This is a genomic window from Roseburia sp. 831b (assembly GCF_001940165.2).
GTDB lineage: Bacteria > Bacillota > Clostridia > Lachnospirales > Lachnospiraceae > Roseburia.
Window position 1 is genome coordinate 739,171 of sequence record NZ_CP135162.1, and the last position, 16,975, is coordinate 756,145.

The window sequence follows — 16,975 nt, forward strand, 5'->3', positions numbered from 1 at the left end:
CAGACATTCTAAAATAGAAATCTGTGGTTGTGTGAATACTGGTATACACAAAATACCGGTATACATACAATCGCTGGCTAAGAGGGAAAAGAAAAAAGAAGGGTAAGGAGAGAGCATGGCAAAAAGAAATGGAAAACAGTTTGTTTCGTTTTTACTGATTGCATTGATGCTTTGTTTTAATGTATTTTCTGACATTGGAACGATGGCAGTACGTGCAGATGTAGTAGAAGCAAACACAGAAGTTACGACCATTGCGGATGTAAAAGAAGCCGCAAATGGTACATTTACAGTGAAAGGAACCGTAACAGAGGTTGAAGGCGAGCAGGCAGTTCTTAACGATGAGACGGGAACCATCACACTTCGTTTTATGGAGGCAGTATCCGGGATTGTGGCAGGTGATGTCATAACAGCAGAAGGTACCTACCAGAAAGAAAATGACGAAGATGTATTGATGAATGTCGTAGAGAGTGCTTGTGAGGTAGAACATGCAGCACAGACGACAGCAGCAGAATCACAGGAAGACGGAATTGCAACACAGGCAGAGACTTCTTTTGATCCAATCACAGATGATATGATTCCGGAAGGAGCAGTCACAACAGCAGCGGCAAATGCAGCAGCAAGTGGTACAGAAGCAACCGTAGTTGGCCAGGTGGTCTGTAAATATGGTTCCAAGGGAACTGTAAACTCTATTATTTTAGAGGATGTTATCGACGGTGAGATTAGCGGATTCCAGCTTTATGGAAAAAGTTATGTGGACAAATTCCAGATTGGTGATGTCGTAAGTGTAACAGGAACGATTTCGGCATACGGAAATGTAAATCAGATTTCATTAGGTGCAGAACCTACGGTAATCAAAGAGGCATCTGCAGTTGGCGGTGTGATTGCACCACAGGAGCTTACAATTGCAGAACTGCTTTCTGGTGGAGATGCATATCTTTCTGAGTATGTAAAAATCAAAAATGTGACACTTGGTGCATATAGCACATCCAATACATCCTTACAGGATGCAACAGGCACCTTAAACCTTTATCAGGGAGCACCGTTTGCAGATGGTCTGTCTGAGGGAGATGTTGCAGATGTATATGGTGTATTTTCTAAGTATAAAACATCTTACCAGCTTCGAAACGGACTTTCGACAGATTACGTGAAAGTCTCAGGTTCTGGCACGGAAAGTTCCGTAGAGGAATCCATCGTCGTAGATTATGCAGCATGGATTAACGGAAAAGATTTAGGGGATGCAACTTCTTATGTAAGCCAGGAAGGTGCAGATGCAAGTGCAGAATTAACTACAATTGTAAATGGTGCACAGGCAGCTCCGATTTTTACAACAAAAGGCAATACAGGAACAAACTATTACCTTGGCGCACAAGGTCTTGGTTCATCGGAAAAGGCTGGCTATTTCCAGATGACACTTCATCCGGAAAAGAAGTATGGCAAGTTCCAGATTGCAATGAGCATGAAAGGAACCAATACAGCAGCAAAAGACTGGACTTTAAGTTATAGTATAGATGGAACAAATTTCTCAGATGTTGAGACATTCACATTAAAAGCAAAATCAACAGTTTATGATTTTACCGCAGAGCTTCCTGCCACAGCAAACGGAGCAGAGACTTTAGTACTTCGTTTGACACCTGGGGAAAAAAGCATCGGAGGAAGTGCTCCGGCTGCAGGCGGAAACTTCTATTTGTCTCCAATCAATATCACGGCAAGCCCGGTATTGTCGGATGAGATTTGTGCACCTGTTATCATTGCTCCAGCATCGGGAGAGGTAATGGCAGGACAGGAATTGTCCCTAAGCTGTGCAACAGAAGGAGCATCCATTACATATTCCATCAACAATGGCGAAGAGAAAGTTTACGATGATGCCAACAAGCCTGTTTTAACGGCAGATATGGTCGTAAATGGCGCAACGGTAAAAGCTTACGCCACAAAAGAAGGAAAAACAGACAGCATTGTTACATCAGCAGACTATACACAGGTACAGGTTGCAACAGTAAAAGCAACTCCAAATGGAGGAAGTGTTGCAAAAGGAACAGAGGTAAAGCTCTCCTGTGAAACAGAAGGAGCAGCCATTCGTTATTCGAATGATAACGGAGCAACATGGGTAGATTGTAACGGAACGATAAAATTATCTTCACTTCCAGCAACCTATCTGGTAAAGGCAGTAAAAGAAGGCTGCAAAGACAGTGCAACGATTACCTGTTCTTATACAGAACGGACAAATGAAAAATACAATATTTATTTTGGACAGCTTCATTCTCACACCTCCTACTCCGATGGTGCAGGAACCTGTGAAGAAGCATACCAGCATGCATCAAAAGTAAAGAACTTAGACTTCCTTGCCGTGACCGATCACTCCAACTCTTTTGATAATGCAGACAGTTCCTCCATCACAGATGGCTCTATGAGCAGTGAATGGGTGGAAGGACATGAATTAGCAGACAAATATACAACGGAGAATTTTGTTGGTATCTTTGGTTTTGAAATGACATGGTCGAATGGACTTGGTCATATGAATACCTTTAACACCAATGGATTCCAGAGCAGAACACAAAAGCAGTATGCTACATATGCGACAGCACTTCAGAATTATTATGCAACTTTAAAGACAGTTCCGGATTCGATTAGTCAGTTTAACCATCCGGGTACCACATTTGGTGATTTTAGTGATTTTGCATATTATGATGAAGACATCGACCAGTTAATTACAACGATTGAAGTAGGAAACGGGGAAGGTGCAATCGGCAGCAGCGGATATTTCCCATCCTATGAATATTACCAGAGAGCCCTTGACAAAGGATGGCATGTAGCACCAACCAACAACCAGGATAACCACAAGGGACTTTGGGGTGATGCAAACACAGGACGAAGTGTAGTGTTAGCCGATAGTTTGACCAGAGATAACATTTATGACGCAATGCGTAACTATCGTGTGTATGCAACAGAGGATAACGACTTAAATATTTACTATACATTAGACGGTTACACCATGGGAACCATTCTTGAGGATGGTATGACCGGTGACAGCGTTGATTTGAAAGTTGAATTAAGCGATGCAACAGACAAATCCATCGGAAAAGTTCAGGTTATCACCAATGGTGGTCTTGTATTAGCAGAAAAGAAAGTAACCTCCAATCAGGAGACCGTTTCATTTAAAGTAGACAATGATTATTCTTACTACTATATTAAAGTCGCAGAAGATGATGGAGATATCGCTGTGACAGCACCTGTCTGGGTAGGTGATGTAGAGGCAGCCGGTATCAACAGTGTTTCCACGACAGAGGTTCTTCCGGTAAAAGGGGAATCCCTTCCGGTAAATGTAGAACTTTACAACAACGAGCCATCTGATATGCAGATTAATTCGATTGAGTTTCAGGTGGGAGGCCAGACTGTACATACGGTTGACCTTGCAAAAAATGACCTTACAACATTAAAATCCATGACAACAGCTTCTTATAGCTTTGATTATACCTATGATAAGGTTGGTAGTATGGAACTTGATGTTGTCGTGAATGCAACCTTAAATGGTGTCGCAAAAGTTTATAAGAGTGTGTTGAAACTTACATATGTTTCACAGGAAATGGTGACAAAAGTTGTCATTGACGGAACACATTACAATGATTATGTAACAGGTTATTATGGCGGAAATATGGGAAACTTCGCGGCGATTGCAGGAAAGAAAAACATTAAGGTGGAAGTCGTAAAAGATAAGATTACACCGGAAGTGTTAAAAGACTGTGCATTGCTTATTGTTTCCGCACCGGCAAAGAAAAACGGAACCGCAAATGCAGGAGATTACAAGATTTCCCATTTCGATGACGAGTTCCTTCAGACAGTAAAAGCATATACCGACAACGGCGGCGCCTTGATTGCCTGTGGTATTGCGGATTATCAGGATAGTACAGATTGTCAGACGACAACAGAGATGAACAAGCTCTTAAAGACAATTGGTGCAACGACAACCTTAAACAGTGATGAAGCTTACGATACAGAAAATAACGGTGGTCAGGCATACCGTCTGTATCTGACCAATTGCAACAAAGACTCAAAATACTTAAAAGGAGCCGTAGAAGGACAAAAATACAGTGCATACAGCGGATGTACGGTAAATGTAGATGCAGATGCCGTGGCAGCAGGAAAAGCAGAAGCACTTGTGACTGGATTTGATACAACTTATTCGATTGATTCGAAAAATGCAGATGGAAGCAGAGGCGACAGCTCTACCTATGTGGAAAAAGGAAATGTTGTTGCAATGGCACACGAAACGTTAGACAGCGGTGCAAACATTTTTGTTTCCGGTACAGTATTTGTTTCTGATTTCGAGGTAAAGGCAGAATTAGATAATATCTGGGATGTGCCTTATCTGAATCGTACTATTGCAGAGAATATTTTAGATGAAGTAACGGTAAAACTTCCGGCAACTTCCATTGCAGAAGTAAGAAAAGCCGATATGGGCGATGTATTTGCCATTGAAGGCTATGTGACAGCAGGTACAAGCGTAGAAGGAAATACGTTCTTTGATACGATTTATGTACAGGATGAGACAGGTGGAATCACCGTATTCCCTTACTCAGAGAGTGGTTTGGAAATTGGTACAAAAGTTCGAATCACAGGATATGTAGATGCATACCAGGGGGATAAAGAACTTCAGGTGATTTCCAGTGAAGTATTAGAAGACGAGGCACCACATGTATACACACCAGAGAAGATGAGTGCCAAAGATGCCATGAATTACAGCAAATCTGGTGGCAGACTGGTACAGGTACAGGGTAAAGTCGTAGATGCACTTTACGATGCCTCCGGTACAGGAGTATCACAGCTTTGGTTAGATGATGGAAGCGGTGATATTGCAAATGTCTTTATTGACGGATATATTTTCTCCGGCACAACCGGAAAGAATGAGTTAGCATCCTTTGTGAAAAAAGGAAACACGGTTTCCGCAGTCGGACTTGTTTATGCACATCCAGAAGGAACCTCCGATGAGGCAGTTATCTGTCTTAGAGTTCGTAACCTTGATGAGATTAAACTTGTAGAAGCTGCAAGTGAGGACAAGCCATCTGACGACAACAAACCGTCTGACGACAACAAACCATCTGACGATAATAAGCCATCTGACGACAATAAGCCATCGGATGACAACAAAACTACGGAAGATGGCAAAACATCTGATACGACAACAGGTTCTGTCACAACAACTACAACGGTATCCGGCGAACTGACTGTGAATACGGATGCAGATTGGAATACAGTTACAGAAAAACTTGCACAGATAAAAGAAGGTGAAACCTTAGAAGTAAGCCTTGTGGGAACTACAAAGGTATCTGGAAAAACATTAGAGAGCATCAAAGGTACAGACAAAACGGTAGTCCTGAAGCTTTCTAACGGTGTAAGATGGAAAATCAATGGTAAGAAGATTACCGGAACCAATCTGGCTGATTTGGATTTAGGTGTTACATTAAATGCAGATGTAATTCCGGCAAAATTAGTTTCAGATGTTGCAAAGAATGGAAATGGCTATCTTGAAATCAGCCTTGCACATGACGGACAGTTTGGATTTGAGGCAACCATGACAATTCCACTTGGAAAAGAGTATGCAGGTCAGTTTGCAAATCTTTACTACTATAATGTTTCAACCGGAAAAATGGAATTGATGGGAAGCTATCCAATCAATGCAAACGGTGAGGCAGATCTTGTGTTTACACATGCTTCTGATTATGTTATAGTTATGGACAACGTAGCACATACACAGAAGACAGCGACAGATACAGGTGATTCTACAAATGTAGTTGGAATTATCTTGCTGCTTGTGGCAGGAGCTATGCTTGTGGCTTTGGCATACAGAAGAAAGCTGTTGAAATAAGAATTAGGTGAAAATATGGGTTTTAGAAAAGAAGAGATGAAGAAAAACATTTTCAAAAAGAACCCGATGCAAAGCAAGACTCCAAAAGAGTGGTTGGGCAGCCTGGTGCTATATGCACTGGCTGCCATTGCTTTTGTAGGGCTTATCGTCTGGGCAAATCATGACAGACCGGTATACAAAAGCAGTGATACCTCCGGAGTGGAATATGAGGTTGCAAGGGTAAACCGGGTGTTAGAAGATAATGTCACGGTCGATGAGACGTCAGACGGATTGTGGCGTGGCAGCATGGAATTAGAGGTTCAGATTTTAAGTGGACGATACAAAGGAGACTATGCGGTTACCACGAATTATTTTAGTGCGTTGTATAATGTCAGAGTAAAAGAAGGCGATAAACTGTCGGTTCGTATTGATACGACCGGAGAGGGAACATATCAGGTATCGGTCTACAACTATTACAGAGTGCCGCAGATGATTGCCTGCGTGGTAGTATTTGCGTTGCTCTTAATCTTAATCGGAGGGAAAAAAGGGGCAAAGTCTGTGGTAGGTCTTGTGTTTACCGTCATCAGTATTTTGTTTATCCTTTTGCCACTTTCCCTGAAAGGCTATTCCTCGTTAGCAGTTACGCTTCTCTTGATACTGATTTGTAACTTCTTCTGTTTTTACCTGATTGACGGAATCAAGGTAAAAACAGTGGTTGCCTCCGTAGGAAGCTTGTGTGGTGTTCTCGCGGGAGCACTTTTCGCACAGATTGCGATGGCTGCAATGCATGCTACAACCTATCAGATGGACGAGGCGGAGACACTGATTCTGATTACTTCCTCGACGAAACTTCATTTGGGAGATTTGTTCTTGTGCGGAATCTTAATTGCCTGCATGGGAGCGGTTATGGATGTGTCCATGAGTATTACCTCTGCAGTGACAGAGCTGCACGAAGTAAATCCGAATATGACGGCGAAGGAACTGTTCCGTTCTGGCATGAATATTGGACGGGATGCAATGGGAACCATGTCAAATACCCTGATTCTTGCATTCGCCGGCAATTCCTTCAATATGCTGCTGATGATTTACTCCTATGGAGTGTCATTTCAGCAGCTGATGAACACCGATTTTGTTGCGATTGAGATTATCCGAAGCGCAGCAGGAAGTGTCGGAATTGTGTGTACAGTTCCAATTGTTGCATTTATTGCATCAGAAGTGTATGGAAAAAGAAAACAGAAATAATTACAAAAGAACAATTTCACGTCGAAACTCGTTGCGAATCTTTGTGTGAGCCTTTTGTGCGGACACAGATTCGTAGAGTGAGGCGGCAAAGACATCTTTTTCAAAAAGCATGTAGGCATCCTTCGATAAAAGACTGGCAGCATCTGCCGGTTTGGAAATCAATGGGATGTCTGCATTTTTTTTGATTTCGGACAATAGTGCGCTGGATTCCTTGCGGAAACCAAGAATGCGAAGATACGGAATAAAGTCAAGGCTTGCCGCTCTTTGGTAGTCCTCCTTTGTAATACCAAGAAGAATATGGTTTAAGATACGAGATATTCTGGTATAGGTAATCTCTTTTGTTTTTAACTGCTCACAAAAAGAACTGATATCCTCGAAGGAGTCAGCTGTTTTTAAAATACGATTTGATAAAAATTCGCTGCAGTCGCCATACGTCTGGAAGCCTTCTTTTACATGAGTCAAAAGAAGATAGCGCAAAAGCATGGAAAAATCGTTGGCGCAGACCGGTGCGTGCTTGGAGAGTGTTTCCATTAAAATTGCATAGGCAGATTCTGGCATCGCATGAGAAAAGTCTTGTCCGGAAAGGATGGCACTTCGAATGGCAGTTGCCGATGACATTGAAGAAAGTTTCTTGTCGTGATAACCACTTCCTTCTCTGGAAAGGATGGCACAGTTCATCGTGCTGTTCCTTTTTGACAATGCCTTTTGATATTCAATCGCAAGGATGTTATTTGGTTTCTGGCAAACGTCTGTAATCTGATGAAAAAGACTTTGTTCGAGGGATTCTGTGGCATCCTGGAACGGTGTACTGCCAGAAGAAGTTCTAGGAAAAAAGTCAGGGTGCGCTGTTGCATAATCAAGGATAGCCCTGCTCCTTGCAACCGGAAAAGAAAGTCCGTCTTTTATATACGCTTTTAAGCTTGTCCGGTAGGAATCCGGTTCTGCTACAAGAAGATTCGCAATGGCAGAAAAAAGTTCTCCATCGGCAGTCTCAGCACCAAAACAAAGAGTCGAGACACAGTTTGTTTTATCAAGGAGGGTGACGCCACCCATTGCAAAAAGTTCTGCGGAAGCAGTTGCCAATACGGTCGGCAGCTCGAACACAAGGTCGGCACCATTTGCAAGCGTCATTTTCGTACGCGCATATTTGTCGACGATGGCAGGAGCACCACGCTGTACAAAGTCACCGCTCATGGCAATGATAACATAGTCTGCATCGGTTTCTTTTTTTATTTTCTCTATCTGGTATGCATGCCCATTGTGAAAAGGGTTATATTCTGCGATGATTCCGGTAATTTTCATATAGGTTACTCCTAAAAAGATATATGGTTATGATGCTTTCGGCTTATATTTATGCACATTGGTACATGATATAATTCGCTTCACTCATTATATCATAGATGGTACTGTAAAAAACATGTAGAAAAGAAAAATGACTGATAAACATTATAATTTGTCAGCCATTTTTCTTTTGATAATTATTGGATATTTCCGTTAGCGCTACATGTTAATGTTAACGTTTTAGAAATTGTTTGTTTTGAAGATGATAATGTGAAGGAGCCAATGGCAGTATTTCCAGAAGCCCATGCAGCTTTTTGTGAGAAGGAATAGGTAGAATCCGAAACGGATGTGGAACATGAAGCCTTTGTGCAAGTAGAGGAAGAACCATTGTAAGTAAAAGTTCCTGTAAGAGTATATTTTGCAAGAACTTTTCCAGATTTATTCTTCAAAAAGTAGGTTTTTGATGTTGTTTTTCTGTTGGATGCAACTCTGGTGGTTGATATTGAGCTTGAAAAGCTATTCGCTTGAAAAGTTACATCTTTACTCTGAGACAATGTGATTTCGGCATATAAATCATCATTGATATATTCTATGTATGTGGTGGAAGTGGAATCAAGCGATTTGGCTTCTATGGAAGTAGCAGAGTTAAAAATGATACAAAAAGAAAAAAGTAATGCAAGGAAACGTTTCATGAATGTTAAGTCCTCCTAAAATAGTTAATGATGGTTGATATATATGAAATAGATTACTCCTCGTTGATGGTGGTTTCAGGGTATATAACTGTTCTTTCTTCAATTTCAACAATAGTATGCTCTGCCACCCAGTTGACGTGGTAAATCATTGCGGAAAGAATTCCAATGCCAATTATGATAATTATAAGAAGAATAATAAGATGTCTTTTGTTTTTTCGTGCAGTTGTCATTATTTCTTGGGAAGAAAGTGATTCCGCAAAAGAAAGGGTCATTTCCTCAGGAGTTCCAAAATGTTCTAAAATATCCTCATAGTCTGCATCAGGATGTTCCGAGAGGTAGGAAGAAATATCCTGGTGGATAGAAGAAATAATTTCTTTCCGATGTGGATATTTCTTCGGGATGTAGGAGTCGATTTTCCGATAATACTGCTTAAGCTTTGATGTCAATTTCTTTTTCATAAGTGTCTCCCTCTGTAGAATCAAGTAAAAACTGAATTAACTCAGAAAAATCAAGATACGACTGAAGTAATCCATTATAGTAGGAACGTCCGGCATCCTCAAGATGATAATAGATACGTGTTTGACGGACTCCAACCTTCTTCTCATAAAAGGAGATGTATTTTTCATCTGTCAGACGATACAGGATAGGATACATGGACCCCTCTAATACGGTGTAATACTGATTACTACGTTTTTTCAATTGTTGAGAAAGCTGATAGCCATACATATCTTGTTCGGATAAAAGCTTTAACAATAACATTTCAATTGTTGCTTTCTTATAGTTTGATACTAAAGAAGATGTTTTCATGATAAGCACCTCATTAATATTATTATGCACGAATACTATTTGCAAATCAATACCTAGAATAAAAATATATTGTTGACAAAGGTATATTTTTGTGAAACAATGTGAAAAGATTACGTAATCAATACAGAAACAAGAAAAATGGAGGCAGTGTTATGAAACAAAAATTATTATTAGCTTTAGTAACAGTGATATTAGCTGGAAGTCTATTTGGAGGAGCAAAGCAGGTTTATGCAAACAATCATAGAGATCGTGAATTTAGCTTTAGCTATTACGCTGATGGTACAGATCAGTCGATACGACCAAGAGAAAAAATGGATAATACGGCATCTTACATGAAAAATAATGCTTCAAGTACAGACCTTATGGTATGCGTTGCAGGTACTAATTCTATATCAAAGTACCCGGGAATAAATCCAAATCGTTGTTCAGGCGTTTGCCTGATACCAAAAGGAAGTTATCGTTATATGTCTAACAATGTGTATGGAAGATATAAATATGCGTATCTTGTAATGGGAGCGGATGATAAGAGAACGCATACGGTCAGCGGAAAGTGGAGTTCGGATAATATTAGTGGAAGATACTAAGTTAAAAGAGAACAAGGGAATGTGAAAAATACATTCCCTTGCTCTAAAGTAATAAAAATGGAGGGTGTTATGAAACAAAAATTAAGAACCTGTATCATCGTCGCAGCCTGTATGGTACTGATGTGCTGTCTGGCAGGATGCGCGCAAAACAAAGCAGAAACAGGAAGTCAGAATAACGCAGGGACAGAGACAAAAAATCAAAAGAAAGCAGCGTCCAATGAGTCTCTGGATGCAGAAATAGAGACAGCTACCAGAGGGTGCAAAGTTGTACAGGAGGGGGAGGAGAACCAGCAAGGCTCGTTAACCTATAAGGTAAACAGTGTACAGATAACGAAACAGACCGGAGACTGGTATAATATGTCAGGGGAAATCCCAAAAGTAGATGAAAACGGCAGGATTACGGAGGATGTTTCTTATGTTGTAATCAATGTAACTATTAAGGATGATGGGAACTATGACTTCTGGTGGAATATGTTTTGGCTATCTTTTTTTAATGATGATGAGCTAAGAATTGGGTCAATAGAATTAGTGTCTGCAAGCATATTTAATGATTATAGTGAGAAAGAGCGGGAGGATAATGATATCTATCAATACAAGTTACCGCAAGGGGAAGAGGTAACGACAGATTTGATTTTCGTGACGGAGGATTCGTTAATGACAAAAGAAAATCACTTTTTGCTGGATATGGATCCGACGGGGGTAGGATTGGAATATGTGAAACCAGAGGAATACAGTATGGTGTTTTTAAAGACAATGGAGGATGCGTGCAATGGGAACATTACTGAAAAATGAGTGGAGAAGGATTTTTCGGGGAATGAATTTTAAGGCAGCGTTATTCTTTGGATGTGGCATTGCGGTGTGGCATTTTTGGCAGAATGTATGGTGCATGGAGATGGGAGAATGGGAACTTCCGCAAAATGTATATGTCAGCTGGATGGGCGCAAGTTCATACAGGATGCAATCCTACTGGTATTTCCTGATTTTCCCGCTTTTGGCAGTAATACCGTTTGCAGGAACATTCTACGATGATTTAAAGTCTGGATACATGAAGAACGTAATGCTTCGATGCAGCAGAAAAACATATTTTATGGGAAAAGGAATGGCGGTATTTCTTTCGGGTGGAATGTGTGTAACGATTCCGTTAGTGCTGAATTTTATTTTGACAGCGATGTTTCGACCACTGACGTTGCCAGACCCGTATGTTGCGATAGGACCTTTGACAGCAGAATTAGGAAGTGAGTTGTATTACTTACATCCAATGGTTTATACCATAATTTATCTGATGTTTGATTTCTCCGTAGGTGGAATGCTTGCGTTAAGTGTATCGATATTTTGCTACTGGGCGAATTATAAATTCATTGCACTTTTGATTCCGTACGTCATATTTTATTTTTTATATTGTCTGGGAGGAATCTTAAACACGTCGGTATATTCACCAAATTACTTTTTGATTCCCGGAATGGGGATTGAAAAAGTAGATTCATTGATACTTATTCTTGCAAACTCAATCATTGTTCTTGCAATATATCATTGGAAGGGAAAACGCTATGAGGGTTAGAAAAGGATTTTTCCTATTTCCTGTTTTGTATCTGATTTGCGGATATACCATGTATCTACATTATTTATATGACATGGGTTCGCCGGTAAACCTGTCCATTTTTTCGCAGGCGGATATGCAGCTGTTGCTTTCTGCACCGAATTGTTACAATATGTTTTTAATGTTCCCATTTTTAGTGGGAATTGTGTTTTTGATGAGAGAATACCACAATGAAATGCAGGTGTTACGTTACCAGAATAAGAAATATATTTTGAAAATGCAATTATTAAAAGGCGGCTGTTGGAGCATTTTATTATGCACGGTGGGAATTGTGGTTACCTGGATATACGGAGCAATGCATGGAAAAACGGGAATGAACTGGACGAGTGCAAATAGCTATTATTGTGTGATGACAAAGCAGGTTTTGGAACATGGAAGTTTGCTGTTTGTGATCTTCCTGAATGCAATAATATTATTTGCAAGAAACTTTGTTTTCCTATTCATATTGTTAGATTGCTGGTGGAGCGGGAAAAACATCATATATGGTATTTTAGTAAGTGTAGGGATTTGTTTCCTGGAGGCAGGGGATGTGAGAATCCCACTGATTCTTCGGACGATAAGTGTGGACTATCCATTTTGGCGGAAGCCATCTGGATGGGTGGTTTCTTTTATAGTGGCAGCAGGTGTGAATGGGTTGCTTTTGGCACGAATCCTGTATTGGGTAAAAAGGAAGGAATTTTAAGGTGAAGGAACAGATAAGATATGACGTAAAAATGGGAATTTTACATGAATGGTGGAAATATCTGTTTGTTGGAATGCTGATACTGCTGGTATGTGCAATGGAGGCAGGGCAGGAAGCAGAATGTGTAAAACAAAAATTCTTTACAGAGCCATCATTTGGAAACTATCTTATTAAATGGATGCGCGGAATACAGCCAATCCAATATACGAATCGGGAACGGCAGATGGCAATGCCGTTTGAATGGATGGCATTGCAGATGAGTTATCTGATACTTATAGCAAAATATACGGCAACGGATTTAGAACAAAACGGATATAAACTTTTCATTAGAATTGGGAAAAAGTCAATATGGTGGTATGGAAAATGTGTCTGGGTGTTCCTAAGTACCCTGCTCTATTATGGATTGTTCTATGGAATCTTAAGCTGCTTTGCAATTGCTACCGGGAGCCTTCAACTGGAACCGACATCTGAAATATGGGTAGGAGGAATCGGGAGCCTTACAAATGCAAATGGTATCATACAAATATTTTTGATGCCGGTTCTTGTGAGTACAGTAATTGGACTAGGACAAATCTTTTTAGAACTGGTAGTTTCGCCGATGATAGCAATAATAGTAAGCTGTGGATATCTGTTGGCGTCACTTTATTGGTGTAATCCGCTTTTGCTGGGCAATTATAGCATGATAGAGAGAAATCGTGCTTTCATTGGTGAAAAAGGGGTTTCTTCCATAATAGGGGTGACTCTGTGCGTGGCTGCAATGATGACGATTTGTTTCCTGGGAAACAAATATATAAAAAAGATGGAACGATAGGAGAATAGGATGTATCTGGAATTGAAACAGGTTTCAAAAAAAATAAAAAACAATATGATTTTAGACCATATATCACTGGAATTAGAAAAAGGAAATATATATGGATTACAGGGAAAGAACGGTTCTGGAAAAACAATGTTGATAAAGGCGATGTGCGGTCTGCTGATTCCAACGGAGGGAAGCGTTACAGTAAATGGAGCAGTTTTGGGAAAAGACAGGGATTTTCCCGAAAGCGTAGGAGCATTGATTGAAAATCCAGGATTTGTAAATGGTTACTCGGCATTTCAGAACCTAAAGGTATTAGCAGAAATTCAACACAAGATAGAGGATGAAAAAATTTACGAGACAATCAAAGAAGTAGGACTTGAGGATGCTGGAGAAAAAAAGTTCCGGCAGTTCTCGCTTGGCATGAAACAAAAGCTTGGAATCGCCGCTGCAATCATGGAAGAACCAGATTTGATTTTGCTGGATGAGCCGACGAATGCATTAGACGAAAAAAGTGTGCTGGCATTGCGGGATATATTAAAAAAACGAAAGGAAAGAGGGGCATTGATTGTGATTGCTTCCCATGATGCTGAAGAATTGTCACTTTTAGCAGATGAGATATTCAGGGTTGAAAATGGAAAGATAACCGGAAGATTTCAACCAACCAAGGAGAAGGCAGAATGAAAAAGGGAGTAAAAATCGGAATTGGAATTGTACTATTAGTGGTATCAGTGGGAGTGGCCGCAAAAATCGTTCAGATAAATCAGAAGTATCCGCAGGTTCAAAAGGAGAAGATAAGCTTTGGAGAAACTGCTGAAATGAAGGACGGTATTTATCTCAAAGTTTTGGATGCAAAGCTACAATCGGAAGAGGAAGCCCGCAAAGCATATGGGGAAGATTTCGCAAAGGAAATGGAAGAAGGATATGAGTACCGCGTTTGTAAGGTTGACGTCGAACTGGAAAATCGAACGGACGAAGAACAGGCGGTATCCTTATATGATATTTATCTGGAAACAAACACTTATTGTAATGGACTTGCACCGGAGGTATTTTGTAATACAGACGAGAATCAGGAGATGGAACTTACGTTATCTCCAAATGAGAAAAAAGAGCAGACGCTGGGGTATGTGATATATAAGATGCAGTTTTCAAAAAAACAGTGGAATGGGATGGAGGAAGAAAACTTTTTCCTTGTAAATGAGCGTTATCCGGTAAAAAAGAGATGGAAATGTAAATGACAAAAGAAAAATCAGAACTACAAGCTGTACCCAAATTTATACACAAAACACAAAGTGTTGTCTTGAATCAAATACAATTTGGGAGTATACTAAATATATATGCGTATTATAACATATTGTAATGCGAAAACAACGAGTAGAAATGAGGAGAACAAATATGAACGTATTAGTAATCAACTGCGGAAGCTCATCATTAAAGTATCAGTTAATCGATTCAGAATCTGAAAACGTATTGGCAAAAGGTCTTTGCGAGAGAATCGGTATCGATGGAAGATTAGTTTACCAGAAAGCAGGCTGTGACAAAGAAATCACAGAAGCTGCTATGCCTACACATAAACAGGCTATCCAGATGGTATTGGATGCCCTTGTAAATGAAAAGACAGGTGCAATCAAGAGCCTTTCTGAAATTGATGCAGTAGGTCATCGTGTCGTACATGGTGGAGAGAAATTTGCAGCATCTACAGTACTTACTCCAGACGTATTAAAGGCAATCGAAGAGTGTAACGATCTTGCACCACTTCACAATCCTGCAAACTTAATCGGTATTGATGCTTGTAAGGAATTGATGCCAAACGTACCAATGGTTGGCGTGTTCGATACAGCATTCCATCAGACAATGCCGAAGAAAGCATACCTTTACGGTCTTCCTCATGAATATTATGAGAAATACAAAGTAAGAAGATACGGATTCCACGGAACAAGCCACAGCTTTGTTTCCAAACGTACAGCAGAATTCCTTGGAATGGATTTAAACAATTCTAAGATTATCGTTGCACACTTAGGAAATGGTGCTTCTATCAGTGCTGTTTTAAACGGAAAATGTGTTGATACTTCCATGGGTCTTACTCCACTTGAAGGTCTTGTCATGGGAACACGTTCCGGTGATATCGATCCGGCTATCATGGAATTCATTGCAAAGAAAGAGAACCTTGATATCGAAGAACTGATGACTGTATTAAATAAGAAGTCCGGTTTACAGGGAATGACAGGTGGTTTATCTGATTTCCGTGATTTGAAAGCAGCAGTCGAAGAAGGAAATGAATTGGCAATCGATGCCGTTGAAGTATTCTGTTATCGTATTGCAAAATACATTGGCGCTTATGTAGCAGCGATGAACGGTGTAGATGCCATCGCATTTACAGCAGGTATCGGTGAAAATGCCGGAATGGTCCGCAGCAAGGTATGTGAATATTTAGGATATCTTGGAATCTCCATCAAAGAAGACTTAAATATGGCAACATTCGGAGACGAAGTGGTTCTTTCCACAGAGGATTCTAAGGTAAAAGTTGCAGTTATTCCTACAAATGAGGAACTTGCAATTGCACGTGAGACAGTAGCATTGGTAAAATAGTTTTCCACAAAAACTTGTGGAAAAAGTTGTTGACAAATCAAGTTTGCCTATGTATAATTGGTTAGGTGTGAAATGACTTGGGTTGTTTCGCAACAAGATATAGGAGAGAGCCATAATGATTGATATTACAGACGTTTTATCTTGTGAGAACAAAGAGGTGTGTAGAACCGTTTCGATTGAGTTAGAGTCTTTTCAATCAAAGATGGGTGATTTTCCTATTTTAAATAAGTCACCGATTGAGTTACGGATTGCAAACCGGGAGAACAAGCATTTGCTTATTCAGGGTGAAGCCAATTTTGTGATTGCAATTCCATGTGACCGTTGTCTGGAAGAGGTTCCGACAACAATTCATTTCGACATCGACAAGGATCTTCCATTGAACGAAGAACTGGTTGAGAATGTGGCTGAAGATGACCGCGAAGATGAAATGGATGATACAGACTACCTGATTGGATTCAATCTAGATGTAGATAGACTGATCTATAGAGAGATTTTGGTTAACTGGCCGATGAAAGTTCTGTGCAAGGATGATTGCAAAGGAATTTGTAAAGTCTGCGGACATAACCTGAATAAGGGTGAATGCGGATGCCAGAGAACAGAACTTGATCCAAGAATGGCAGCTATCCAAGATGTCTTTAACAAATTTAAGGAGGTGTAAGTAAATGTCAATTTGTCCAAAAAATAAATCATCAAAATCTCATAGAGATAAAAGAAGAGCAAACTGGAAAATGACTGCTCCAGCTTTAGTAAAATGTAGCAAATGTGGAGAGTTGATGATGCCTCATAGAGTATGTAAAAACTGTGGCTCATACAACAAAAAAGAGATTATCGCTCAGGACTAATCCACTGAATAAGGCTTCCCGGCT

The 16,975-nt window shown here is 40.2% G+C and carries 16 protein-coding genes; 12 read left to right on the forward strand and 4 right to left on the reverse strand.

Annotation, left to right across the window (positions count from 1 at the left end; all coding sequences use genetic code 11):
* Nucleotides 1-115 precede the first annotated feature (115 nt).
* Nucleotides 116-5,860: a CehA/McbA family metallohydrolase gene (locus BIV16_RS03300; protein ID WP_075679359.1), complete on the forward strand. Its 5,745-nt coding sequence runs from the start codon at nt 116-118 to the stop codon at nt 5,858-5,860.
* 15 nt (nt 5,861-5,875) lie between these two features.
* Nucleotides 5,876-7,081 (forward strand): YibE/F family protein, encoded by a 1,206-nt coding sequence (locus BIV16_RS03305; RefSeq protein ID WP_242940312.1) that lies wholly within the window; start codon nt 5,876-5,878, stop codon nt 7,079-7,081.
* On the opposite strand, the gene BIV16_RS03310 is transcribed toward BIV16_RS03305, so the two are convergent.
* The 4 genes from BIV16_RS03310 to BIV16_RS03325 form a co-directional block, all read right to left on the reverse strand.
* Nucleotides 7,082-8,383: a nucleotidyltransferase gene (locus BIV16_RS03310; protein ID WP_075679358.1), complete on the reverse strand. Its 1,302-nt coding sequence runs from the start codon at nt 8,381-8,383 to the stop codon at nt 7,082-7,084. It abuts the gene before it with no gap.
* A gap of 176 nt (nt 8,384-8,559) precedes the next feature.
* A complete protein-coding gene (locus BIV16_RS03315; protein WP_075679357.1) occupies nt 8,560-9,054 on the reverse strand; it encodes a hypothetical protein in 495 nt (164 codons plus the stop codon).
* 53 nt (nt 9,055-9,107) lie between these two features.
* Nucleotides 9,108-9,512 (reverse strand): DUF6120 family protein, encoded by a 405-nt coding sequence (locus BIV16_RS03320; RefSeq protein WP_075679356.1) that lies wholly within the window; start codon nt 9,510-9,512, stop codon nt 9,108-9,110.
* Entirely contained in the window at nt 9,484-9,861 is a 378-nt protein-coding gene (locus BIV16_RS03325; RefSeq protein ID WP_075679355.1) for a PadR family transcriptional regulator, read from the reverse strand. Before BIV16_RS03325 ends, BIV16_RS03320 begins: the two co-directional genes overlap by 29 nt.
* 152 nt (nt 9,862-10,013) lie before the next feature.
* On the opposite strand from BIV16_RS03325, the gene BIV16_RS03330 reads away from it, so the two are divergent.
* The 10 genes from BIV16_RS03330 to rpmF all read left to right on the forward strand — a co-directional run bounded on the left by BIV16_RS03330 (nt 10,014) and on the right by rpmF (nt 16,951).
* On the forward strand, nt 10,014-10,445 hold the full coding sequence (locus BIV16_RS03330; RefSeq protein ID WP_075679354.1) for a DUF2712 domain-containing protein: 432 nt from the start codon (nt 10,014-10,016) through the stop codon (nt 10,443-10,445).
* Between the two features lie 69 nt (nt 10,446-10,514).
* Complete coding sequence (locus tag BIV16_RS03335) at nt 10,515-11,237, forward strand: hypothetical protein (RefSeq protein ID WP_075679353.1); 723 nt, start codon at nt 10,515-10,517, stop codon at nt 11,235-11,237.
* On the forward strand, nt 11,215-12,003 hold the full coding sequence (locus BIV16_RS03340) for a hypothetical protein (protein ID WP_075679352.1): 789 nt from the start codon (nt 11,215-11,217) through the stop codon (nt 12,001-12,003). Before BIV16_RS03335 ends, BIV16_RS03340 begins: the two co-directional genes overlap by 23 nt.
* On the forward strand, nt 11,993-12,724 hold the full coding sequence (locus BIV16_RS03345; protein ID WP_075679351.1) for a hypothetical protein: 732 nt from the start codon (nt 11,993-11,995) through the stop codon (nt 12,722-12,724). The genes BIV16_RS03340 and BIV16_RS03345 overlap by 11 nt, the downstream gene beginning before the upstream one ends.
* 1 nt (nt 12,725) lies before the next feature.
* Nucleotides 12,726-13,535 carry a hypothetical protein gene (locus tag BIV16_RS03350; protein WP_075679350.1) on the forward strand — a complete coding sequence of 270 codons (810 nt, stop codon included), beginning with the start codon at nt 12,726-12,728 and terminating at the stop codon, nt 13,533-13,535.
* Between the two features lie 9 nt (nt 13,536-13,544).
* Nucleotides 13,545-14,204 (forward strand): ATP-binding cassette domain-containing protein, encoded by a 660-nt coding sequence (locus BIV16_RS03355; protein ID WP_075679349.1) that lies wholly within the window; start codon nt 13,545-13,547, stop codon nt 14,202-14,204.
* Nucleotides 14,201-14,758, forward strand: a complete 558-nt coding sequence (locus BIV16_RS03360; RefSeq protein WP_075679348.1) for a hypothetical protein — start codon at nt 14,201-14,203, stop codon at nt 14,756-14,758. The genes BIV16_RS03355 and BIV16_RS03360 overlap by 4 nt, the downstream gene beginning before the upstream one ends.
* Before the next feature lie 157 nt (nt 14,759-14,915).
* A complete protein-coding gene (locus BIV16_RS03365; protein WP_075679347.1) occupies nt 14,916-16,109 on the forward strand; it encodes an acetate kinase in 1,194 nt (397 codons plus the stop codon).
* A 115-nt stretch (nt 16,110-16,224) separates the two neighbouring features.
* Entirely contained in the window at nt 16,225-16,767 is a 543-nt protein-coding gene (locus tag BIV16_RS03370; RefSeq protein WP_075679346.1) for a YceD family protein, read from the forward strand.
* 4 nt (nt 16,768-16,771) lie between these two features.
* A complete protein-coding gene (gene rpmF, locus BIV16_RS03375; protein ID WP_075679345.1) occupies nt 16,772-16,951 on the forward strand; it encodes a 50S ribosomal protein L32 in 180 nt (59 codons plus the stop codon).
* Nucleotides 16,952-16,975 lie beyond the last annotated feature (24 nt).